Annotated in this window: 19 protein-coding genes; 11 read left to right on the plus strand and 8 right to left on the minus strand. The window is 64.7% G+C overall.

Features of this window, described 5'->3' with window-relative positions:
- The first annotated feature begins 89 nt into the window (after positions 1-89).
- The 3 genes from ACNA0R_RS03070 (at position 90) to ACNA0R_RS03080 (ending at position 5,730) form a co-directional block, all read left to right on the plus strand.
- A complete protein-coding gene (locus ACNA0R_RS03070; protein ID WP_415824411.1) occupies positions 90-3,767 on the plus strand; it encodes an indolepyruvate ferredoxin oxidoreductase family protein in 3,678 nt (1,225 codons plus the stop codon).
- 134 nt (positions 3,768-3,901) lie between these two features.
- The gene (locus ACNA0R_RS03075; protein ID WP_415824412.1) at positions 3,902-4,651 is read left to right on the plus strand and encodes a 2OG-Fe(II) oxygenase; all 750 of its coding nucleotides are present in this window, start codon (positions 3,902-3,904) and stop codon (positions 4,649-4,651) included.
- Positions 4,648-5,730: a GlcNAc-transferase family protein gene (locus tag ACNA0R_RS03080; protein ID WP_415824413.1), complete on the plus strand. Its 1,083-nt coding sequence runs from the start codon at positions 4,648-4,650 to the stop codon at positions 5,728-5,730. Before ACNA0R_RS03075 ends, ACNA0R_RS03080 begins: the two co-directional genes overlap by 4 nt.
- Here the strand turns inward: ACNA0R_RS03080 and cheD are convergent.
- The 3 genes from cheD to ACNA0R_RS03095 all read right to left on the minus strand — a co-directional run bounded on the left by cheD (position 5,690) and on the right by ACNA0R_RS03095 (position 8,067).
- Positions 5,690-6,331, minus strand: a complete 642-nt coding sequence (cheD, locus tag ACNA0R_RS03085) for a chemoreceptor glutamine deamidase CheD (RefSeq protein WP_415824414.1) — start codon at positions 6,329-6,331, stop codon at positions 5,690-5,692. The two genes, ACNA0R_RS03080 and cheD, sit on opposite strands and share 41 nt — an antisense overlap.
- A gap of 156 nt (positions 6,332-6,487) precedes the next feature.
- A complete protein-coding gene (locus ACNA0R_RS03090; protein ID WP_415824415.1) occupies positions 6,488-7,396 on the minus strand; it encodes a cell division protein FtsX in 909 nt (302 codons plus the stop codon).
- Positions 7,393-8,067 (minus strand): cell division ATP-binding protein FtsE, encoded by a 675-nt coding sequence (locus ACNA0R_RS03095; protein ID WP_086067114.1) that lies wholly within the window; start codon positions 8,065-8,067, stop codon positions 7,393-7,395. The genes ACNA0R_RS03090 and ACNA0R_RS03095 overlap by 4 nt, the downstream gene beginning before the upstream one ends.
- A gap of 238 nt (positions 8,068-8,305) precedes the next feature.
- On the opposite strand from ACNA0R_RS03095, the gene ACNA0R_RS03100 reads away from it, so the two are divergent.
- The 7 genes from ACNA0R_RS03100 to ACNA0R_RS03130 all read left to right on the plus strand — a co-directional run bounded on the left by ACNA0R_RS03100 (position 8,306) and on the right by ACNA0R_RS03130 (position 15,740).
- Positions 8,306-9,322 (plus strand): amino acid ABC transporter substrate-binding protein, encoded by a 1,017-nt coding sequence (locus ACNA0R_RS03100; protein WP_415824417.1) that lies wholly within the window; start codon positions 8,306-8,308, stop codon positions 9,320-9,322.
- Positions 9,323-9,398: 76 nt separating this feature from the next.
- Positions 9,399-10,589 carry an amino acid ABC transporter permease gene (locus ACNA0R_RS03105; RefSeq protein WP_415824418.1) on the plus strand — a complete coding sequence of 397 codons (1,191 nt, stop codon included), beginning with the start codon at positions 9,399-9,401 and terminating at the stop codon, positions 10,587-10,589.
- A gap of 139 nt (positions 10,590-10,728) precedes the next feature.
- Positions 10,729-11,910 (plus strand): amino acid ABC transporter permease, encoded by a 1,182-nt coding sequence (locus tag ACNA0R_RS03110; RefSeq protein ID WP_415824419.1) that lies wholly within the window; start codon positions 10,729-10,731, stop codon positions 11,908-11,910.
- A 24-nt stretch (positions 11,911-11,934) separates the two neighbouring features.
- Entirely contained in the window at positions 11,935-12,675 is a 741-nt protein-coding gene (locus ACNA0R_RS03115) for an amino acid ABC transporter ATP-binding protein (RefSeq protein ID WP_415824420.1), read from the plus strand.
- A gap of 85 nt (positions 12,676-12,760) precedes the next feature.
- The gene (locus ACNA0R_RS03120; protein WP_415824421.1) at positions 12,761-13,972 is read left to right on the plus strand and encodes an AAA family ATPase; all 1,212 of its coding nucleotides are present in this window, start codon (positions 12,761-12,763) and stop codon (positions 13,970-13,972) included.
- Positions 13,973-13,979: 7 nt separating this feature from the next.
- The gene (locus ACNA0R_RS03125; protein ID WP_415824422.1) at positions 13,980-14,531 is read left to right on the plus strand and encodes an RloB domain-containing protein; all 552 of its coding nucleotides are present in this window, start codon (positions 13,980-13,982) and stop codon (positions 14,529-14,531) included.
- Positions 14,532-14,732: 201 nt separating this feature from the next.
- A complete protein-coding gene (locus tag ACNA0R_RS03130) occupies positions 14,733-15,740 on the plus strand; it encodes a Bug family tripartite tricarboxylate transporter substrate binding protein (RefSeq protein WP_415824423.1) in 1,008 nt (335 codons plus the stop codon).
- 83 nt (positions 15,741-15,823) lie between these two features.
- On the opposite strand, the gene maiA is transcribed toward ACNA0R_RS03130, so the two are convergent.
- From maiA to gtdA, 5 genes are all read right to left on the minus strand, one after another.
- Positions 15,824-16,462 carry a maleylacetoacetate isomerase gene (gene maiA / locus ACNA0R_RS03135; RefSeq protein ID WP_415824424.1) on the minus strand — a complete coding sequence of 213 codons (639 nt, stop codon included), beginning with the start codon at positions 16,460-16,462 and terminating at the stop codon, positions 15,824-15,826.
- A gap of 102 nt (positions 16,463-16,564) precedes the next feature.
- On the minus strand, positions 16,565-17,530 hold the full coding sequence (locus tag ACNA0R_RS03140) for a Bug family tripartite tricarboxylate transporter substrate binding protein (protein ID WP_415824425.1): 966 nt from the start codon (positions 17,528-17,530) through the stop codon (positions 16,565-16,567).
- Positions 17,531-17,586: 56 nt separating this feature from the next.
- Positions 17,587-18,843, minus strand: coding sequence for a flavin-dependent oxidoreductase (locus tag ACNA0R_RS03145; protein ID WP_415824426.1), 1,257 nt, complete (start codon positions 18,841-18,843; stop codon positions 17,587-17,589).
- 3 nt (positions 18,844-18,846) lie between these two features.
- Positions 18,847-19,545 (minus strand): fumarylacetoacetate hydrolase family protein, encoded by a 699-nt coding sequence (locus tag ACNA0R_RS03150; RefSeq protein ID WP_415824427.1) that lies wholly within the window; start codon positions 19,543-19,545, stop codon positions 18,847-18,849.
- Positions 19,546-19,797: 252 nt separating this feature from the next.
- On the minus strand, positions 19,798-20,847 hold the full coding sequence (gtdA, locus tag ACNA0R_RS03155; RefSeq protein WP_415824428.1) for a gentisate 1,2-dioxygenase: 1,050 nt from the start codon (positions 20,845-20,847) through the stop codon (positions 19,798-19,800).
- Between the two features lie 198 nt (positions 20,848-21,045).
- Here gtdA and ACNA0R_RS03160 point away from each other — a divergent pair, with 198 nt between their 5' ends.
- Entirely contained in the window at positions 21,046-21,966 is a 921-nt protein-coding gene (locus ACNA0R_RS03160; RefSeq protein WP_415824429.1) for a LysR substrate-binding domain-containing protein, read from the plus strand.
- Positions 21,967-21,990 lie beyond the last annotated feature (24 nt).

Here is a 21,990-nt window from a genome sequence, read left to right on the forward strand (position 1 = left end):
GCCTGGTTCACTGTTTATGCCGGCCGGCAAGCCTCCACAAGAGACAATCGACCCGCCGGCGTGGACCATCCAAAACAAACGGAGACCGCATGAACGCCCCCCTTACGCCGGCGCAACGCGCCGCGCTCGACGCCGTCCGGCTGGACGATAAATATTCCCTCGAAAGCGGCCGTGCCTGGATGAGTGGCATCCATGCCCTGGTGCGCCTGCCCATGATGCAGCGCACGCGCGATCTGCGGGCCGGCCTGAACACGGCGGGTTTCATATCCGGCTATCGCGGTTCGCCGCTGGGCGGGGTGGACCTGAATATGTGGAAGGCCGCCAAGTACCTGGAAGCCCACCACGTCGTTTTCCAGCCCGGCTTGAACGAAGACCTGGCCGCCACCGCGGTGTGGGGCAGCCAGCAGGTCAATCTGTTCCCCGGCGCCCGCTACGACGGCGTGTTCGGCATGTGGTACGGCAAGGGGCCGGGCGTGGACCGGTGCGGCGATGTGTTCAAGCATGCCAATGCCGCGGGGACCTCGCGCCGCGGCGGCGTGCTGGTCGTGGCCGGCGACGATCATCCGGCCAAGTCGTCGACGCTGCCGCATCAGAGCGACCACCTGCTCAAGGCCTGCCTGATCCCGGTGCTGTTTCCCTCCACGGTGCAGGAAGTCCTGGACTACGGCCTGCACGGCTGGGCCATGAGCCGCTATGCGGGGGTGTGGGTCGGCATGAAGTGCATCACCGACATCGTGGAAGTCTCCGCTTCCGTCGAGGTCGACCCCGAGCGCGTCGGCATCGTCCTGCCGGCTGATTTCAAGATGCCCGCGGACGGCTTGAACATCCGTATGCCGGATACGCCCCTGGAGCAGGAAGCGCGCCTGCTGGACTACAAACTGTATGCGGCGCTGGCCTATGCGCGGGCCAACGGCCTGAATCGCGAGCTATGGCACGTGCCGGCGGAATCGGCGCGCTTCGGCATCATGACGTCCGGCAAGGCCTATCTGGACACGCGCCAGGCGCTATCGGACCTGGGGCTGGACGACGACACCTGCCGCCGCATTGGCGTGCGCCTGTTCAAGGTCGGCATGGTATGGCCGCTGGAAGCCACCGGCATGCAGCGTTTCGCCGAAGGCCTGGACGAAATCCTGGTGGTCGAGGAAAAGCGCCAGGTGCTGGAATACCAGCTGAAGGAAGAACTGTTCGGCTGGATAGGCAGCGGCAAGAAGATTCCCCGCGTGGTCGGCAAGTTCGACGACAAGGATGGCGGCGAATGGGCGGTGCCGCAGGGCAACTGGCTATTGCCGGCGCATTATGAGTTTTCGCCGGCCATCGTCGCCAAGGCCATCGGCGCGCGCCTGTTGAAGTTCGAGCTGCCCGCCGACGTGCGCGCCGGCATTCAAGCGCGCCTGGCCTTCATCGAAGCGCGCGAGCGCGCGCTATCGCGTCCGCGCGTGGTGGCCGAGCGCAAGCCCTGGTTCTGCTCCGGCTGTCCGCACAACACCTCGACGCGCGTGCCCGAGGGCTCGCGCGGCATGGCCGGCATCGGCTGCCATTACATGGTGCGCTGGATGGGCCGCCACACCGACCTATTCACCCACATGGGCGGCGAAGGGGTGCCCTGGATCGGACACGCGCCGTTCACCGACGAAAAGCACGTGTTCGCCAATCTGGGCGATGGCACCTACTACCATTCCGGGCTGCTGGCCATCCGCGCCGCGGTGGCGGCAAAGACACCCATCACCTACAAGATCCTGTTCAACGATGCCGTGGCGATGACCGGCGGCCAGCCTGTGGACGGACCGATCAGCGTGCCGATGATCACCCGCCAGCTGGCGGCCGAAGGCATTGAGAAAATCGTCGTGGTGACGGACGAGCCGCACAAATACAAGGGCATCGACGGCATGGCGCCCGGCGTCCCGGTCCTTCATCGCGATGAGCTCGACCGCGTGCAGCGCGAACTGCGCGAGTATCCCGGCGTTTCCATCCTGATCTACGACCAGACCTGCGCCACGGAAAAGCGCCGCCGCCGCAAGCACAACGCCTATCCGGACCCCGCCCGGCGCGTCGTCATCAACGACCGCGTCTGCGAGGGCTGCGGCGATTGCTCGGATAAATCCAACTGCCTTTCGGTCGAACCGCTGGAGACGGAATTCGGCCGCAAGCGCACGATCAACCAGTCCAGCTGCAACAAGGACTTCTCCTGCCTGAACGGCTTCTGCCCCAGTTTCGTCACGGTCGAGGGCGGCAAGCTGCGCAAGCCCAAGGGCATAGGTAGCCAGGAGGCCATCGACGCGATGCTGCCCGAACCGGATATGCCCACACTGGAGCGACCCTACGGCGTCTTTATCGCGGGCGTGGGGGGGACGGGTGTCGTCACCATAGGCCAGCTACTGGGCATGGCCGCGCATCTGGAAGGCAAGGGCTGCTCGGTCCTCGATATGGCGGGTCTGGCGCAGAAGGGCGGCGCGGTGCACTCGCACGTGATCCTGGCGCGGTCGCCGGGGCATCTTTTGAACACGCGCGTCGCCATGGCGGAAGCCGACCTGGTGCTGGCGGGCGATCTGGTCGTGGCCAGCAGTCAGGACGCCATTGCCCGCATGCATCCGGAACGCACGCGCCTGCTGCTCAATAGCGATGTGGCGCCTACCGCGGCCTTTATCTCGAATCCGGACTGGCGGCTGCCGTCCGGCAGCCTGCAGCGCGATATCGATACCGCGTGCATGCCAGGGCAGGTCGATACGGTCGACGCCGCCGAATTGGCGGTGGGTCTGCTGGGCGACGCGATCTATGCGAACCCGCTGATGATGGGTTACGCCTACCAGAAGGGCTGGATCCCGCTGGGCCGCGACGCGCTGCTGCGCGCCATCGAATTGAACGGCACGCAGGTGGAGAACAACAAGGCTGCCTTCGCCTGGGGCCGGCGCGCCGCGCAGGACCTGGCTTCGGTCCAGCAGTTGATTGCCCCGGCCGCCAGGACTGAAGCGGCCGCCCGCGATGCGTCCGGCCTTGCCGGAAGCCCAAGCGGCGCCATGGGTAGCGGCGCGGAGATCATCGAATTGCGCCGCGGTGCCCCGCAGCGCGGCGGGGATGCCGCGACATCGCATTCTTTGGCCGCGGACCTGGCGGCGCTGGTGGACCGGCGGGTACGTTTCCTGACGGATTACCAGAACCAGGCCTATGCGCGCCGCTATGCCGATTTCGTCGGCCAGGTGGCGGCCGCCGAGCAGGCGGCCACGGGCACCGCGCGCCTGGCGCAGGCCGTGGCGAAAAACCTCTTCAAGCTGATGGCGTACAAGGACGAGTACGAGGTCGCGCGCCTGTACAGCGATGGCGAGTTCATGCGCCGCGTCGCCGAGCAGTTCGAAGGCGACTGGAAGCTCAATTTCCACCTGGCCCCGCCGGCATTCTCGCGCCGTAACGCGGAAGGCCATCTGGTCAAGCGCGCCTATGGGCCATGGATGATGAAGGCGTTCGGCGTGCTGGCCAGGCTGCGCTTCGTACGCGGCACGCCGCTGGATGCGTTCGGCTATACCCACGAGCGGCGCACGGAACGCGCGCTGATAAGCGAGTATCGCGACACCATCGCATCCTTGCTGCCGCGCCTGAGCCGGACCAACCTGGAGATCGCCGTGGCTTTGGCAAGCCTGCCGGAAGAGATCCGGGGCTATGGCCATATCAAGGAAGCCTCGGTCGAGCGCGCCCATGCCAGGCGTAGCGAGCTGCTGCAGCGGCTGGAGGGCGGTGCGCAGCTGGACGTACGGGACAGCGTCCGCGCCGCCTAGCGGCTTCTCCCTGTCTTGCCGCCCCGGCCCGGCACGCGATCCAGTGACCGTGCCGATACAAAAGATTATGTCGGCGGGTCTCGCGCCGCGCGGATTGCCGTGGGCAAAATACGCGCACAGCGAGGCGGGCGGATATGGAAATAATGAACGAGGCCGGCGCGGCCGCCGATGTCGATGGCGACGTGCGCGGCGGCGAGGGCGGAGGACTCGCGCTCACGGTCGACGCGGGCTTTCCGGAGCCGGCGCTGGACGGCGCGCCGCAACGTGTCGATGTGGGCGATCGCGAAGTGCGCGTGCTGCTCACCATGCGGAATCCCCGGATCGTGCTGTTCGGGGATTTCCTGTCGGCGGAGGAATGCGACGCCTTGATCGAGGCGGCGCGGTCCGGGCTGCGGCCTTCCACCGTGGTCGACCAGGAGACGGGCAACGATGGGGTGCTCGACGATGTGCGGACCAGCAATGGGATGTTTTTCCGGCGCGGGGAAACCGAACTCGTGGCGCGCATCGAGACGCGCATCGCCCGCCTGGTGAATTGGCCGGTGGAGCGCGGCGAGGACATGCAGATCCTGCATTACCGTGAAGGCGGCCAATACCGGCCGCACTTCGATTTCTTTCCACCCGCGTCGCCCGGCACCCAGCTGGTTCTCCAGCGCGGCGGGCAACGTGTCGCCAGCGTGCTGATGTACCTGAACGAACCGCGCGGCGGCGGGGGCACGAGCTTTCCGGAGATAGGCGTGACCGTCAGCCCGCAGCGCGGCAATGCCTTGTTCTTCAGCTATCCGGACGCGCACAGGGATGTGAACACCCTGCATGCCGGCCAGCCGGTCATGTCGGGCGAAAAATGGCTGGCCACGAAGTGGCTGCGACAGGGCGTCTTCACGTGAGGGCGAAAGGGATCTTCGTGCAGGTCGCGAGCTATCGCGATCCCCAGCTGGTGCCAACGCTGGTGGACCTGATCGAGCAATCGTCACGGCCCGGTGCATTGCGCATCGTGGTCTGCTGGCAGCACGGCGATGACGAAACGCTGGAAGCTTTCCTCGACCAGGGCTTCGTCCTGGAGGCCGGCGAGGACGCGGATGTCACTGGCGCCTGGCCCGTGCGGCGGCTCGGGCGCGCGGGAGCGGTCGTCGAACTCATCGACGTGCCGCGGTTGCGTTCGCGCGGCGTGTGCTGGGCGCGCAACCTGGTGCAGCAGCGCTATGAAGGCGAGGCGTATACCTTGCAGCTGGACTCGCATCATCGCTTCGTCAGCGGCTGGGACGATGTTGCGATCGGAATGCTGGAATCCTTGCGCGGCGGAAGCCGCAAGCCGGCGTTGACGACATACCTGCCCGCCTTCGATGCGGATAACGATCCCGAGGGAAGAGTCATGCTTCCTTCGGTGTTGCTTTTCCGCGAGTTCGATGCCGACGGCATCGTGCTGTTCGCCGGCAGGTATGTCGGCGAGTCGGAGTATGACCATCCCATCCCGGGCAGCTTCTACAGCGCGCATTTCTGTTTCGCGGATGGCAGCTTCGCGACCGAAGTGCGGCACGACCCGGACCTGTTCTTCTATGGCGAGGAAATCTCCATCGCGGTGCGGGCCTATACGCATGGCTATGACTTCTTCTATCCGCATCGGCTGATTGCCTGGCATCGCTATGGTTGCGAAGGCCGCGTCGCGATCTGGCAGGAGCACACCGAGGCCGCCAGAACCAGGGGCGACATCGATGTGTCGTGGGAAGAGCACAACGATCGTGCCCGTGCGCGGGTAAGGCGGCTGCTGGGAGTGGACGGGCTGCGGCCGACCGGCATGGAGGCCACGCCTTACGGATTCGGCCGGGTCCGCAGCCTTGCCGGGTATGAAGAGCAGACGGGGCTGTGCTTCGCCAGCCGGACCGCGCGCGCTGGCGCCGGCCAGCTTCCGCCGCCTGGCGCGGAATTCAGGGCGCGGTCGCGCGCCGCGCGCGCGGCGGCATGTTGAACAGTTCGACGCGGGGCTTGGAGACGGTCTTTTCCTTCAGCGTCTCCACCACCGCGACTTCGCGCTTGGCGATGATTTCCGTGGCCCGGGTCTTGGTGGTCATCTTGCGCACCATGACGCGGCCGTCGCGCGGGAAGAAGCTGATGCGGCGGGCGTAGACATCGCCCAGGTCGCGGGCCAGCACCGGGATGTTTTCCATGGCCAGGTAGTTCAGCACGAACTGGCCGTTGCGCTCGCCGATGTTCATCTGCTGCATGGCCTCCAGCACCGCGCCGCCGCCGAAGACCTTGGCCTGCAGCCGCTCGCGCGCGGCGCCCGCCTTCAGGACTTCGTTGATCAGTACTTCCATGGCGAACGCGCCATAGCGCATGGTGGCCGAGGCCGGCGACTGGCTGTCGCCTTCCGGCAGCATGAAATGGTTCATGCCGCCCACCCCGGTCTGCGGGTCGCGGATACAGGCGGCGACGCAGGAGCCGAGCACCGTCGTGATCATCAGGTCGTCGCCCGTGACGTAGTACTCGTTGGGCAGCACTTTGACTGCCTGATAGTTGAAGGCACTATCAAAATAGTGGCGCGTCGCGCGGGCGTCACGGGCAGACATGGTGGGTCGCGGGCTTCCAGGGAGGGCGGAACGAATGGGAACGATATTACTAAATTTATCTGAAATTTCTATTTATTTCTGCTCAGCCGTGGCCGAAGCGCTGATGCTTCCCACTATTCCATGGAACGCGCCGTACGATTTGCCCGATTAAGCGGGCTAAAAACGGGTACTGCGTGTGACTGACCAGCGCGCGGAGAGCGCCGCCAGGGCCGCCGCCCCCACGACGGCCACGACCAGCCAGGGCGCTTCCGGCAGATGCAGGGCGAAATCGGCCCCGTAGCTGTGCGCCAGGCTGGCCAGGGCTTCGTTTAGTGGCGCCAGCGCCACGGTCGCGATCACGATGCCCAGCAGGGCGGATACGGCGCCGGAGAGCGCGCCCAGGTACAGGAAGGGACGCCGCACGAAGGACTCCGTCGCGCCCACCAGCCGCGCCACCGCGATTTCCTCGCGCTGGGTCAGCGCCTGCATGCGGACGGTATTGAATACCGTGGCCAGCACGACCACGGCCACGCAGGCGGCCAGGAATACCAGGCCGATGCGGGCGAATCGCAGCATGGCTTCCATGCGCTGAACCCAGTCGCTGTCCAGCTGCACCTGTTCGACCTGGTCCAGGGCCTTCCAGGCCTGGGCCAGTTTTGCCGCCCGGCCGGCCAGATCGTCGCCGTCGCGCAGCGTCGCCACGACGGCGTCCGGCAGCGGATTGCCGGGCAGGACCGCCAGCGCTTCGGCCCAGGTCGGATTGCGCCGCAAGGCGGCCAGCGCGCTGTCGCGGCCTACGGTGCGGACTTCGCGGACCTCGTCGCCATAATCCTTGCGGATGCGATCGGCCACCGCCTGCGCGGCGCCGGCCGGCGCATCGATTTTCATGAAAACCGTCAATTCCGGCGTCACGGAAAGCTGGCGCGCCACCGGCTGGACCGATACCAGGATGGCGGCGCCCAGCACGGGCAGCGCCAGCGCCAGGGCCATCACCAGCAGGTTCGCCAGCGATGAGAAGGGTTGCCCCAGCATGCGCCGCAGGGTGATGCCCAGGGCGTAGCGATGTTGCCGCAGCCATGCGTTCATGCCTGGGCCTCCGCGGACAGGTCGGCGAAACGGCCGGGTTCGATGCGCAGGACCCGCTGGGCGTAGTGGGACATCAGTTCCTGGTCATGGGAGGCGATCAGCGTCGTCACGCCGACACGATTGAAGTCGCGGAACACATTCATGATGCGCAGGGCGCTGTCGTGGTCGAGGTTGGCGGTGGGCTCGTCGGCGATCAGGATGGCCGGCCGGTTGACGATGGCGCGGGCGATGGCCAGGCGTTGCTGTTCGCCGCCGGACAGTTCGATGGGATTCAGGGTTTCCTTGCCGGACAGGCCGACTTTATCCAGCGCGGCGCGGGCCCGGGCGGCGGCCGAATCCCGGGGCTGGCCGGTGACCGCCAGGGGCAGCATGACGTTTTCGAAGGCATTGCGGTCGTAAAGCAGGTGGGTATCCTGCAGGATTACCCCGACGGCCCGGCGCAGATAGGGACGGGCTCGCTGCGGCAGTTTGTCCAGCCGCTGGCCGTTCACCTGGATGGATCCGCGGCTGGGCGGTTCCAGGCCGCCGATCAGCTTCAGCAAAGTCGACTTGCCGGCGCCGGATGGACCCGACACAAAGACGAATTCGCCCGCGGTAATGCGGAAGTTGATGTCGGCCAGGATGTTGCGGCCGCGTCCATACGATTTGAATACGTGCTGGAATTCGATCATGGCGGATAGGCGGATGAAGCCGCAATAGTACCGTGCGGCGCGCGGCACTACGCCATAGTACGCAGGCCGGTCGGCAGTCATTGTATGGCATGATGCGTCCCCGGTATTCTGCGGTCGGGTCGCAGGGATTTCCCCCATGTCCCTGGTTTTTCTCGGGGGCTACCATGCGCCGCATCAACGGCGGTCAGTCCTGGCGGGCCCTGCCTGCCTTACCGTCCACTTCGTTATGGAGACCACCATGAAGACCTGGAAAACGGCTGCCATCGGCGCGGCGTTGCTGACGTTGTGCGGCAGCGCCTACGCTGGCGCGACTTTCGACAACGTCAAAAAGAAAGGCTTCGTCCAATGCGGCGTGTCCACCGGCGTGCCCGGCTTTTCGGCCGCCGACAGCAAGGGCGAATGGAAGGGCCTGGACATCGACATGTGCCGCGCCATCGCCGCCACCATGTTCAATGACGCCAGCAAGTTCAAGGTGACGCCCTTGAACACGCAGCAGCGCTTTACCGCGCTGCAGTCGGGCGAGGTCGATGTGCTGACGCGCAACACCACCGAGACCTTGACGCGCGACACCACCCTGGGCCTGATCGGCACCGGCGTGAATTACTACGACAGCCAGGGCGTGATGGTGTCCAAGGAACTGGGCGTCAAGAGCGCCAAGGAGTTGAACGGCGCCACCGTCTGTGTGCAGCCCGGCACCACCACCGAATTGAACCTGGCCGACTGGTTCCGTGGCAACAAGATCGAGTTCAAGCCGGTCGTCATCGAAAAGTACGACGAGATCGTGCGGGCTTTCTCGGCGGGACGCTGCGACGCCTTCACCACGGACAAATCGCAGCTGGCATCCACGCGCACGACGCTGGAAAACCCGGACAAGTACATCATCCTGCCGGAAGATTTTTCCAAGGAGCCGCTGGGGCCCATGGTGCGCCAGGACGATGTGCAGTGGTTCAACGTGGTGCGCTGGGCCCTGAACGCCATGCTGGAAGCCGAGGAGTACGGCATCAAATCGGATAACGTCGACGCCATGCTGAAAAGCACCAATCCCAGCGTGCAGCGCATCCTGGGCGTTACGCCCGGCATGGGCAAGAACCTGGGCGTCGACGACAAGTGGGCCTACAACATCGTCAAGCAGGTGGGCAATTACGGCGAAAGCTTCGAGCGCAATCTGGGCAGCGGCAGCCCGATGAAGCTGCCGCGCGGCCTGAACGCGCAATGGAAGCAGGGCGGCTTGATGTACGGCTGGCCTATCCGTTGATCGTCCGTAAGCCGGCCGCGCGCGCCCGCGGGCACCACGTCGCGGCCGGATGGCATGCATGGTGTATGGTGGTGACATGACGCCCGACTCCAAAGCGCCGCCGGCGGCGGCGCCTGTCCGCAGGTTGTCCTGGAACGATCCAGGCGTAAGAGCCATCGTCTATCAGGTCGTCGCCCTGGCGGCGGTGGCGTGGCTGGCCTGGTTCCTGGTTTCGAACACGCTGCACAACCTGGCCTCGCGCAATATTTCCACCGGCTTCGGCTTTCTGGGCCGGGAAGCGGGTTTCGCCATCGGCGAGACGCCGATCAGCTATACGCCGGCCGATACCTATGGGCGCGCCATCGTCGTCGGGCTGCTGAATACCCTGCGCGCGGCGGTGATCGGCATCGTGCTGGCCACCCTGCTCGGCACCGTGATCGGTATCGCGCGGCTGTCGCGCAACTGGCTGGTGGCCAGGCTGGCGTCGCTCTATGTCGAGGTCATGCGGAATATTCCGCTGCTCTTGCAGCTGTTCTTCTGGTATGCCTTGATTACGGAGAACATGCCGGGACCGCGGCAGGCGCACCAGCCCTTGCCCGGCGTGTTTATTTCGAACCGGGGCCTGAAACTGCCGACGCTGCAGGGCGACGCGGTGGACTGGATGCTGGCCGGCCTGGCACTGGCGATCGTCGCCATCCTGGCCCTGGCCCATTGGGGCAATAAGCGGCGCGAGGCCACCGGCCGCATCTTTCCCCTGGCCCGTTGGGCGCTGGCACTGATCGTCGGGCTGCCGCTGCTGGGGTGGCTGGCCAGCGGCGCCCCGCTGGCCGTGGACGTGCCTGTACTGCGCGGCTTCAACTTTACCGGCGGGATGACGCTGACGCCGGAATTCGCGGCCTTGCTGGCGGGGCTGGTCAGCTACACGGCCGCCTTCGTCGCCGAAGTCGTGCGTTCGGGCGTGCAGGCGGTGAATGTGGGGCAGTGGGAAGCGGCGGGCTCGCTGGGACTGCGGCGCGGCCTGGTGCTGCGGCTGGTCGTGCTGCCGCAGGCGCTGCGCGTGATCATTCCGCCGATGACCAGTCAGTATTTGAATTTGACGAAGAACAGCTCGCTGGCCGTCGCCATCGGGTTTCCGGACATCGTGTCGGTGGTGAATACCACTTTGAACCAGACCGGGCAGGCGATCGAAGGCATCCTCATCATCATGGCCGCGTACCTGACGGTCAGCTTGTCGATTTCCGTGCTGATGAATTGGTACAACAAGCGCATTGCGCTGGTGGAAAGATGAAGCCCACCCCCGAAGCGCCGCGCGCTTCCCCCTCAAGGGGGCGATACCAGCGGGCCGGCGGAGCCGGATCCGCGGTATCCCCGATGGGGCAACGCCTTGTCTGCGATGGAGAAGGGCTGCAACGCCCGGGTATTTCGAAATGAATGCATCTGCCGAGCCACCGTCGACCCGCGCCGATGTAGCGACATCGGACGGCCTGCCTGCCGCGCAGCCGGGCGGGCCGGCTGGAGCGCCTTCGCCCGCCGTGGACAGCCTGCCGCCGCCGGCCGTCCAGACCGGCTGGCTGGGGTGGCTGCGGCTGCGGCTGTTTTCCTCGCCGCTGAACATCCTGCTGACGGTGCTGATCGCCTGGTTCCTGTTGCTGGCCATTCCCGCCCTGGTGGAATGGCTGCTGGTCAAGGCGAACTTTTCGGCGACGACCGCGCAGGAATGCCGCGCATCGGGCGGCGCCTGCTGGGCCTTCATCCGGGAAAAGCATAGGCTTATCCTGTTCGGCACCTATCCGTACGACGAACAGTGGCGTCCGCTGCTGGCCACCGTCGTGCTGATCGCGCTCATCATATGCAGCGGCATCCGCCGTTTCTGGACACCAAGGCTGGCGCTGTTGTGGGTACTGGGCCTGGCCGTGGTCGCCGTGCTGATGTGGGGCGGCATATTCGGCCTGACCTATGTCGAAAACGGACGCTGGGGCGGCCTGCCGCTGACCCTGATACTGGCGACGTTCGGCATTGCCTTCGCCTTTCCCATCGGTGTGCTGCTGGCGCTGGGCCGGCGCTCGCGATTGCCGGCGATCAAGGCGCTGTGCGTGGTGTACATCGAACTGATACGCGGGGTGCCGCTGATCAGCCTGCTGTTCATGTCGTCGGTCATGCTGCCGCTGTTCCTGCCCGAAGGCTATACCATCGACAAGCTGCTGCGCGCGCAGATCGCCATCATCATGTTCGCCGCGGCCTATATTGCCGAGACGGTGCGCGGCGGCCTGCAGGCGATACCCAAGGGGCAGTACGAAGGCGCGGCCTCGCTGGGCCTGACCTATTGGCAGCAGATGCGCAAGATCATCCTGCCGCAGGCCTTGCGTATCGTGATTCCGCCGCTGGTCGGCATTTTCATTTCGCTGTTCAAGGACACATCGCTGGTGGTCATCATCGGCATCTTCGACCTGACCCTGGCGGCCAAGGCGGCGTTGTCGGATGCGGCTTGGCGCGGGTTCGGCGTCGAAGCCTATCTGTTCATCGCATTCATCTACTTTATTTTCTGCTTCTCGATGTCCAAGTACAGCCAGGCGCTGGAACGCCGGCTGGCCAAGGGCTATCAACGATAAGACGGCGATCAAGGGAGCGCCCGCATGGCCGACGCAATTATCCGTATGCAGAACGTGAACAAGTGGTATGGCCAGTTCCACGTGCTGCGCAATATCAACCTGGATGTCGCGCCGGGCGAGCGTATCGTCATCTGCGGACCGTCGGGATCGGGCAAGTCCACGCTGATCCGCTGCATCAATCGCCTGGAAGAACATCAGCAAGGCCAGATCGTCGTCAACGGCACTGAATTGACCAACGACCTGAAGCACATCGAGATCATCCGCCGCGATGTCGGCATGGTGTTCCAGCACTTCAATCTGTTCCCGCATTTGACGGTACTGGAAAACCTGACGCTGGGCCCGATGTGGGTACTGAAAAAGCCGCGCGCCGAAGCGGAAGCCGCGGCGCTGAAGTATCTGGAGCGCGTGCGCATCCCCGAGCAGGCCAGCAAGTTTCCCGGCCAGTTGTCGGGCGGCCAGCAACAGCGCGTGGCCATCGCGCGTTCGCTGTGCATGAGCCCCAAGATCATGCTGTTCGACGAACCGACCTCCGCCCTGGACCCCGAAATGGTCAAGGAAGTGCTGGACGTGATGGTCAAGCTTGCGGAAGAAAGCGGCGTCACCATGCTCTGCGTGACCCACGAAATGGGCTTCGCCCGCAAGGTCGCCGACCGCGTCATCTTCATGGACCGCGGCGAGATCATCGAACAGAACACCCCCGACGAATTCTTCGATCATCCGCAGAACGAGCGGACCAGGCTGTTTCTCAGCCAGATATTGCATTGAAAGGCTCGTTCGGGTGATTTTGTCGCTGGGCGGCTGATTTCGACGGAATTTTGTCGTAATATGGTCTCCATTAGCGGAGATCGCCGTGATCCACACCCTCGATATCGAGAACTTTATGTCGATCCGGGACGCCCAGTCGGTACAGCTGGACGTCGGGGCCGCAGTGTCGGATTTTCCCGAGCGCTACGCCGAGACATGGCCCGGCTCCGGAAGGCGCGTCCCGAAAGTCGTTGCTTTTTTTGGCCCTAACGCCGCGGGTAAGTCCACGGTGCTCCGGTCGCTGCAATATCTTGTCTGGTTCGTCAGGGACAGCTTCCAGTTCGGCGCCGGTAATTCTCTGCCGTTCGAGCCGTTCTGGGAGGAAACGTCCCAGCAGATGCCTATTCGGTTGGCTGTTGAATTCGCCGGGCCGGAGTCCTTCGACGATGCTGAACTCGCGAAGGCGCAATGTAGATATCGGTATGAGCTGCGGCTTCAGTCCCGGGATGGGCGACGGACTGTCCTTTCCGAATCACTCTTCTTCTGGCCCAGTCGGGCGAAGCGGCTGGTTCGCTTGTTCGAACGGGATGACTCCGGCGGCGTGGCCGCGGGTCCCGAGTTCGGTTTGTCCGGCCACAAATCCGTACTAAAGAAGATCCTGCGCGATAACGCCAGTGTGGTATCCACGCTGGCGCAATTGGACCATGCTCCTTCGCTGGCCTTGAAACAGGCGGCTCAGAAGGTCTTTTCCAACATATTCATGGAGAAGGTGCAGTTGAACGAGAGCGTGATGCTCCAGTTTTATCAGGCTAATCCGGATCTGCTTGACGCGCTCAATCGCGATCTTCCGCGCATCGATCTTGGGATCCGTTCGATGCTGATAGGGCAGGGGCATAGCGGACCCGTTGCCACGTTTCAGCACGAAGGGTTGTCGCGTGAAGTCCCGCTCGTCTTGGAGAGTCATGGAACGAGGCGGTTTCTGCAGATCTATCCTTTCCTGATGCAAGCCTTGCATTCCGGCGGAATTGCCGTCGTGGACGAACTCGATCTCGCGATTCATCCGACGGTATTGCCTGAGATTTTGCGGTGGTTCTATTCGGAAGAACGCAATCCACTCCATGCGCAGCTGTGGATGACATGCCAGAACGCCGCGGTGCTGGAAGATTTGTCGAAGGAAGAGATTTATTTTTGCGACAAGGATGCCGACGGGGCGACGTCCGTCTATGGCTTGAAGGACATACAGGGTGTGCGGCGGATGGACAATTTCTATCGCAAATATATGGGCGGCACTTACGGCGCCGTGCCCACGATAGGTTGAAAGCGTCGTGCCTCCAAGGATTGCGCAGAGAAAGCGCGTATTCGTCGGCTGTGAAGGCGAGAGCGAACGAAGTTATGTTGCGCTCCTCCAAAAGCTGCTTGGGCAGGGCGCTGGCTATCACCTTTGGGCGGAGGTCCTTAATGGGGGGGATCCCTTGGCGATCGTGGAGTCCGCTCACAAGGCGCTCCGCCGGGACATGGTATCGGGCCGGGCGCCATTCATCGGAAGATTCGTAATACTCGACGACGATTTGCGAGGTCGAAACGCCCAGCGGGACCGTTTGTGCGTAGAGCTCGCGGAAACCCTTGGACTGACGCTGATATGGCAAGTGCCATGTCATGAAGCTATCCTGTTACGGCATCTTGAACGCTGCGAACACAGGCGACCGCCGACGAGCCGCGAAAGCGAGGATCAGCTACGGGCGGAATGGCCCGGCTACGTCAAGAATTTCGGCAGCGATAGACTGATGCAGCGTATCAACATGCAGGCCATACAGCGTGTGAGTCGGCACGAGACCGGGCTGGCAGCACTTTTCAGAATGATCGCGCTGATCACTTGATTGTGCCGGTGTCCCCACCGGATGCCGCCGTTACGCGCGGCGGCCGCTCAGGATCGGGTGGCCTGCCTGGGCGCGCCGGCATCGCCCGATGCGGCGGTCCCCGGCACAGAAAACCCGCGACACCCGGCTTGTTCTCCCGATAACGAAACCTTGCCTCAGTTATGCTACGGGCTGTTTCAAAACATGGGAGCGGAGGAGAGCATGTCCCCTAATATTTTTGTACGCCTGGCCCGCACCGTGGCCTGCGGCGCGGTCGCCTTGGCCGCCCTGGCGCCTGGCCTCGGCCACGCCGCCGACAGCTACCCCAGCAAACCGCTGCGCTTTATCGTCCCGTACCCGCCCGGCGGCCCGCTGGACACGATGGCGCGCATGCTGGCGGAAAAGGTGCGCGGCGACCTGGGCCAGCCGGTCATCGTGGAGAACCGCGCCGGCGCGGGCGGCAATATCGGCGCGGATCTGGCCGCCAAGGCGCAGCCGGATGGCTACACGCTGGTGATGGGCGCCGTCGCGACGCACGCCATCAACCCGTGGCTGTTCAAGAACCTGCCCTATGACCCCATCAAGGACTTCGCGCCGGTGACCATCGTGGCGTCCGTGCCCAATGTGCTGGTCATGAACGTCGACTTCGCCAAGAAGAACAACATCAACAGCCTGGGCGACCTGATCGCCTATGCCAAGGCCAACCCCGGCAAGCTGAATTACGGTTCGGGCGGCAACGGCAGCGCCGGCCACCTGTCCGGCGAACTGCTGAAGGCGCGTGCCGGCGTCAACATCGAACATATCCCGTATCAAGGCGCGGCTCCGGCCCAGCTGGCGCTGCTGTCAGGCCAATCGGATTTCATGTTCGACAATCTGGCCGCTTCGGCGCCCTTGATCAAGGACGGCAAGGTCAAGGCGCTGGCCGTGACCACCAAGGAGCGCTCGTCGCTGCTGCCGGATGTACCGACCGTCGAACAATCCGGCGTCAAGGATTTCGATCTGGGTACCTGGTTCGGCGTATTCACGACCGGTGGCACGCCGGAGGCCGTGGTCGACAAGCTGAACAAGGCCTACAGCGCGGCCCTGATGCAGCCCGACGTGCGCCAGCGCCTGCTGACCATGGGTTCGGAAATCAAGCCCATGTCGCCGAGCCAGTTCGCCAGCTTCGTGCGCAACGAGAAGGACAAGTACAAGGAAATCGTGCAGGTCTCGGGCGCCAGCACGAACTGATAACAAGCCGTCGCGCGTAATAAAAGCAAAGAACGCCTCGGCCCGCCACGGATATGGCGGGCCGAGGCGTTTTTTTTCGCGGTTTAGCCGATGAAATCCGGTTGCTGTGACGGTGCGGCGCGTTGGAAGGCCGGCAGCGCATTGCAGCGTTCGTACACCGCCATGGCCTTGGGATACGCCGACATATCGCAACCCATGCGTTGCGCATTGGCGATCTGCGGCACCAGGCAGACGTCCGCCAGGGTGGGCGCATCGCCAAAGCAATAAGCGCCATGGCCATGGCGCGCCAGCAGCGCCTCGACGGCCCGCATGCCGTCCTGTACCCAATGCCGGTACCAGGCGTCCTTCTGTTCGGCGCTCACGCCCAGCACTTCCGTCAGGTAGCGCAGGATGCGCAGATTATTGACGGGGTGGATGTCGCAGGCGATGACGCCGCTCAGCTCCAGCACCCGCGCGCGCTGCATGGTGTCGCGCGGGATCAGGCGCGGTTCAGGATAGGTGGAGTCCAGGTAATCGATGATGGCCATGGACTGGCCCAGTTCCATATCGCCGTCGCGCAGCATCGGTACGCTGCCGGACGGATTCCGCGCCATGTAGTCCGCGGCGCGGTGCTCCAGCGTGCGGATGTTGATGCCCTGGTAATCATGGTCGAGCCCTTTCAGGGCCAGGACGATGCGGACGCGATAGGACGTGGAGCTGTTGAAGAAGCTGTAGAGTTGCATGGATGCTGTTCCGCTGCTGGTAATGCCGGCGGCCGCTGCCGCGGCCCCGGTGGTCGCGTGGCCGGGCACGGCCTGGCGCGTCTGTCTGCCTTCGATCCGCCTTCAGTCGGCCTTGATGCCGGCGCGCGTCACGATGTCGCTCCAGCGCTTGGCGTCCTTGGCGATCAGGTCGCCGAATTCCGCCGGCGTCGACGTCGCGGGTACCATGCCCTGCGCTTCGAAAGCGGTGGCGGTGGACGGCGCCTTCAGCGCTTCGGCGATCTGCTTGTTCAGGCTATCGACGATGGCCGCCGGGGTGCCCTTGGGTGCCAGCACGCCGTACCACATGTCGACGTCCGCGCCCTTCAGGCCGGACTCCGTCAGCGTCGGGACATCCGGCAATTGCGGTATACGCTTGGGGCTGCCGGTGGCGATGGCCTTCAGCTTGCCGGCCTTGATCTGCGGCAGCGCCACATGCACGGGCAGGAACATATAGTCGAGGCGGCCGGCCAGCATATCGGTCACGGCGCCCGCGGTGCCTTTGTACGGCACGTGCAGCATCTGCGTCTTGGTCTGGTCCAGCAGCAGCGCCATGGCCAGGTGATGCGGCGTACCCACGCCGGGCGTGCCGTAGGTCAGCTTGCCGGGCTGTTTGCGCGCGGCGTCTTCCAGCTGCGGGACGGTGCTCACGGGATTGGAGGGATGGGTCACCAGCAGCAGCGTGCCCCAGGAGGTCAGGCTGACCGGCGCGAAATCCTTCACCGGGTCGTAGTGCAGCTTTTCCTTGTACAGCGGCTGGTTCATGACGAAGGTGTTCACCGTTACCAGGAAGGTGTAGCCGTCCGGGGCGGAACGCGCGACCTTTTCCGTGCCGATATTGCCGCTGGCGCCGGCCAGGTTTTCCACGATGACGGACTGGCCCAGCGTTTTGGGCAGCGTCGCGGCCAGCTGGCGCGCCACCAGGTCGATACCGGTGGCCGGCGTGAATGGCACGATCAGGGTAATCGGCCGCTCCGGCCACGCGGCCTGGCTGACGGAGGCCGTCAGGGCCAGAGCCACCGCGACCAGGGCGCGAAACAGGGTCTGCATATTGTTCTCCTTGCGGGCAGGATGTCTCGGTCCTGCCCGATGGGTGATGCCGCGGGTCAGATGAAGGAGGGGCGCGACTTCAGCGTTTCGGGATCGAAACCGGCCACCTGTTTGTAGCGGTCGGATATGGCTTGCAGCTCGTCGCGGCTGATGACGTCCTCGATGCGCTCGAAGCGCTGGTCGTGCGAACGCTCATAGGCCTCGCGCAGGATGGCATCCGGCGGATTGCTGCGGTTGGTCAGCACCACCTTGGTGGTAGTGGCCACGCGCACGCGGTCGTATTCCTGCAGCGCGGCCGGCGTCAGGCCTTGTTTCTTGAGCTGTCCCGCCAGGAATCGCGCGTCGATGATGGCCTGGCCGGCGCCGTTCGAGCCGCGCGGCACCATGGGATGCGCGGCGTCGCCCAGCAAGGTCATGCGACCCTGCGTCCAGGTAGGCAGGGGGTCCTGGTCGACCATCGGATATTCCAGTACGGAGTCCGCGTTCTGGATCAGCGCCGCCACGTCCAGCCAGTCGAAATGCCAATCGGCGAAGGCGGGGAAGAAGTCTTCCAGCCGGCCCTGGCGCGTCCAGTCGCGCACGGCGGGTTCGGGCGATTCGATTTCAGCGACCCAGTTCACCAGCTGATTGCCTTCCGCATCGATGTTGTCGCGGATGGGATAGATCACCATCTTGCCGATCGACAGCCAGCCGGCGCGCACCATGCTGCCGCCGCTCAGGAAGGGCTTGCAGCGCGTGACGCCGCGCCACATGTTGACGCCGGAGTAGCGTGGCGCGCCTTCGTTGGGATACAGCTGCTTGCGCAGCGCCGAATGGATACCGTCGCAGCCGACCACGATGGCGCCGCGCACGGACGGCAGCGGCTTGCCGGCGCCGTCCGTCATATGCACGGTGACGCCGTCGGCGTCCTGTTCGACGCGCACGGCGCGATGGTCCACGCGCACGCTATCGTTGCCCAGGCGCTGGCGCACGGCTTCCAGCAGCGCCATCTGCAGATCGCCGCGATGGATGGAGTATTGCGGCCAGGCGTAGCCGGCTGCCTTGCCCGCGGGTTCGCTGTAGATGAATTGCCCGTGGCGGGTGAAGAAGATGGATTCCTTGGTGTGCACGCCCACCTTGTCCAGCGCCGGCAGCATGCCCAGTTCGTCCAGTTCGCGCGCGGCGTGCGGCAGCAGGTTGATGCCCACGCCCAATGGCTTGATTTCCGGAACGGCTTCGTACACGCGGCAGGCGATGCCGGCCTGATGCAGGCTAAGGGCCAGGACCAGGCCGCCGACCCCGGCGCCGACGATGATGACATCGGTATCTTTCATGATTCAAACCACCTTCGCGCGCAGCGTACCCAGACCATCGACCCCGCCTTCCATGAGGTCGCCCTTGACCACCGGGCCGACGCCTTCCGGCGTGCCGGTGTAGATCAGATCGCCCGGTTCCAGGCGGAAGTAGCGCGACAGATAGCTGATGGTCTCGGCCACCGACCAGATCAGCTTGGACGTGTCGCTGCGCTGCTTGTCCTGGCCGTTCACTTTCAACCAGATGGCCGCGTTGTCGAAGTGGCCCTTGGCGCTCGCGGGATACAGCGGCCCGATGGGCGCGCTGTCATCGAAGGCCTTGCCCAGTTCCCACGGGCGCCCCGCTTCACGCATCTTCATCTGCAGGTCGCGGCGCGTCATGTCCAGGCCGACGGCATAGCTGTGGACGTGATTCAACGCGTCATCCACGGCGATGTTCGCGCCGGCCTTGCCAATGGCGGCCACCAGTTCGATCTCGTAGTGGTAGTTGGAGGTCTCGGTGGGATAGGGCAAGTTCAGCGTTTCCCCTTCGGCCACCGGCATGACGGCATCGGCCGGCTTGCAGAAGAAAAACGGCGGTTCACGATCCGGATCGAAGCCCATCTCGCGCGCATGGGCGGCATAGTTTCGGCCGACGCAGTACACGCGGCGCACGGGAAAACTGTTGCCGGTTCCGGCAACAGGCACGGCGACGGTCGCCGGCGGAGCAAAGACGTAAGGCATGAGCGAGAAACCTTGTAGGCAAGAAAAACTTCGTTTGAACAGGAACAGACGTTCCCAATCCGGGCGCCGCGACCCACCACACCGCAAAAAACAGGTGCCGCCAATCCGGGACGCCGCGGATCCGGGTCCCCCGGTCCGCCAGCGTCGCCCCCTTGAGGGGGAAGCGCGTAGCGCTTGGGGGTGGGACTTCCTTCCGGTCCGCCAGCGTCGCCCCCCTGGGGGGGAAGCGCGCAGCGCTTCGGGGGGGGGCCTCTACTCCCTCTCTTCCCGTAGCAGGCCGAGGGCGGCCTGCACCGGACGATCGGAATAGCTGAACAGGATGGCGTCGTCCATGGCGGCCAGTTGCACCGGCTGCCAGGAGGGCGCGACGAAGACATCGCGTGGCCCGAAGTGGAATTCCTGGTCGCCGACGCGCGCCGTGCCCCGGCCTTCCACCACCGAATAGACGGTGGAATCCGTGCTGCGATAGGTCTTGCCCTGGAAGCCGGCCGGCAGCAGCTGCATGAAGGTGGCCATCGTGGGCATGGGATACCCGCCCGTGGCCGGATTGACGTAGCGCAGCTTCACGCCGTCCCAGGCGTCCAGCTCGCCGAAGCGATAAAGCTGGTCCAGCGCCTCGCGGCTGCGCTCGTAGGGATAATTGAAAATCGGCGAATTCCCGTTCGCCGGCACATGCCGCACCGGCGCCATGTTGTAGCCGAAGCGGGCGAAGCTATCGCCCTCCGTGCGGGTAACGGGCTGCGTGGCGGCGGGGTAGTTCTCGGCGAAGCCGGCATCCAGCATCCGCAGCAGCGGAATATCCAGGCCGTCCAGCCAGACCACCGGTTCCCCGCCTTCCGCCGCTTCGATATTGCCGTGATCGTGATACGTCCACGACGGCGTAATGATGAAGTCGCCGGGATGCATGGTGGTGCGCTCGCCATTGACCGCCGTGTAGGCGCCCGATCCTTCGACGATGAAGCGCAGGGCCGATTGCGTATGGCGATGGCTGGGCGCGATCTCGCCCGGCAGGATCAATTGCAGGCCGGCGTACAGCGTCTGCGTGACGCTGGCCTGTCCCGGCAGGCCGGGGTTCTCCAGTATCAGCACGCGGCGCACCGCTTCTTCCGCCGAAATCAGCGTGCCGGCTTCCATCACATCGGCACGCACGTCGTTGTAGCGCCACATGGCGGGAATACAGCGCGGCTGCGGGGTGCGCGGCACCAGGTTATGCAGGGACTCCCACAACGGCGCCATGTTCTTGCGCGCAATCCGTTCGTAGTACGCGGCACGGTCGGCGCGCGTGGAGCTTCCTTCGGCCATGGTGTTGTCTCCTTGAGGTTTTTGCGTATTATGGGGAGCGCCGGTATGCCTCTTGAAATGAATTTATCTTATTATCCATACAGAAAATAATATGGCTACCCGGCGGCCAACGTCCCTGATGGATGACCGCCCGCCTCCCGGGAGCCCAGCCCGCGCTGACGGCCAGGGCGGCCGCCCCCGCAGAACATCCGAGACAACATGGACTGGACCTACCGCCTGCGCCTGCGCAACCTCAAGATGCTGCTGAGCCTGGCGCAGACGCGCAACATCAGCCACTCCGCCGCCATGCTGAACACAACCCAGCCCGGCTTGTCGAAATGGCTGAAAGACCTGGAAGACGATATCGGCCTGCCGTTGTTCGAGCGCCATGCGCGCGGACTGCGGCCGACGCCCTATGGCGAAGCGCTGATCGCGCATGCCCAGCGCATCGATGCGCAACTGGAGCGCGCCAGCGGCGACATGGCGGCGTTGCGGCAGGGCGGCGGCGGCCGCGTGGTGATCGGCGCGTCCGGGGCGTCGGCTTCGGATACGGTGCCGCTGGCGGTCATGCGGCTGCTGGAACGCATGCCGCAGGCACGCGTGAAGCTGGTCGAATCGACCATGGATCATTTGCTGACCCAACTGGCGCAGGGTGAGCTGGATATCGTCGTCGGCCGCTCCGCGCCCGAGCATCACGACCCGGCCATCCTGTCCGAATCGCTATACCTGGAGCCGGTGCACATGGTGGCACGGCCGCGCCATCCGGTGTTTTCGCTGTCCCGCATCACCTGGGAAGACCTGATGGCCTATCGCTGGATCGTATGGCCCAAGGGCACGCCGATACGCAATGCGCTGGATACCGCCCTGGCCGCCGCGGGCAAGGCCTTGCCCGCGGACCACGTGGAGTCGAATTCCGTCACCATCAACCTGACCCTGATCAGCAACAGCGATCTGGTGGGCGTGGCCTCGCACCGCGCCGCCCTGCGGTTTTCCCAGATGAACGCGATGCGTATCCTGCCAATCAGGCTATCGGGTTTCGGCGCGGTCACCATGTATTGGCGACAGGAAACCTTCCAGGCCGCGGCCGTGGAAATGGCGCTGGACAGCCTGCGCGCCGCGGTGGCCGAACACCAGGGATAGCAGCGCCGCGATCCGGTTTAGCCG

The organism is Bordetella sputigena, assembly GCF_965137885.1.
GTDB lineage: Bacteria > Pseudomonadota > Gammaproteobacteria > Burkholderiales > Burkholderiaceae_B > Bordetella_C > Bordetella_C sputigena.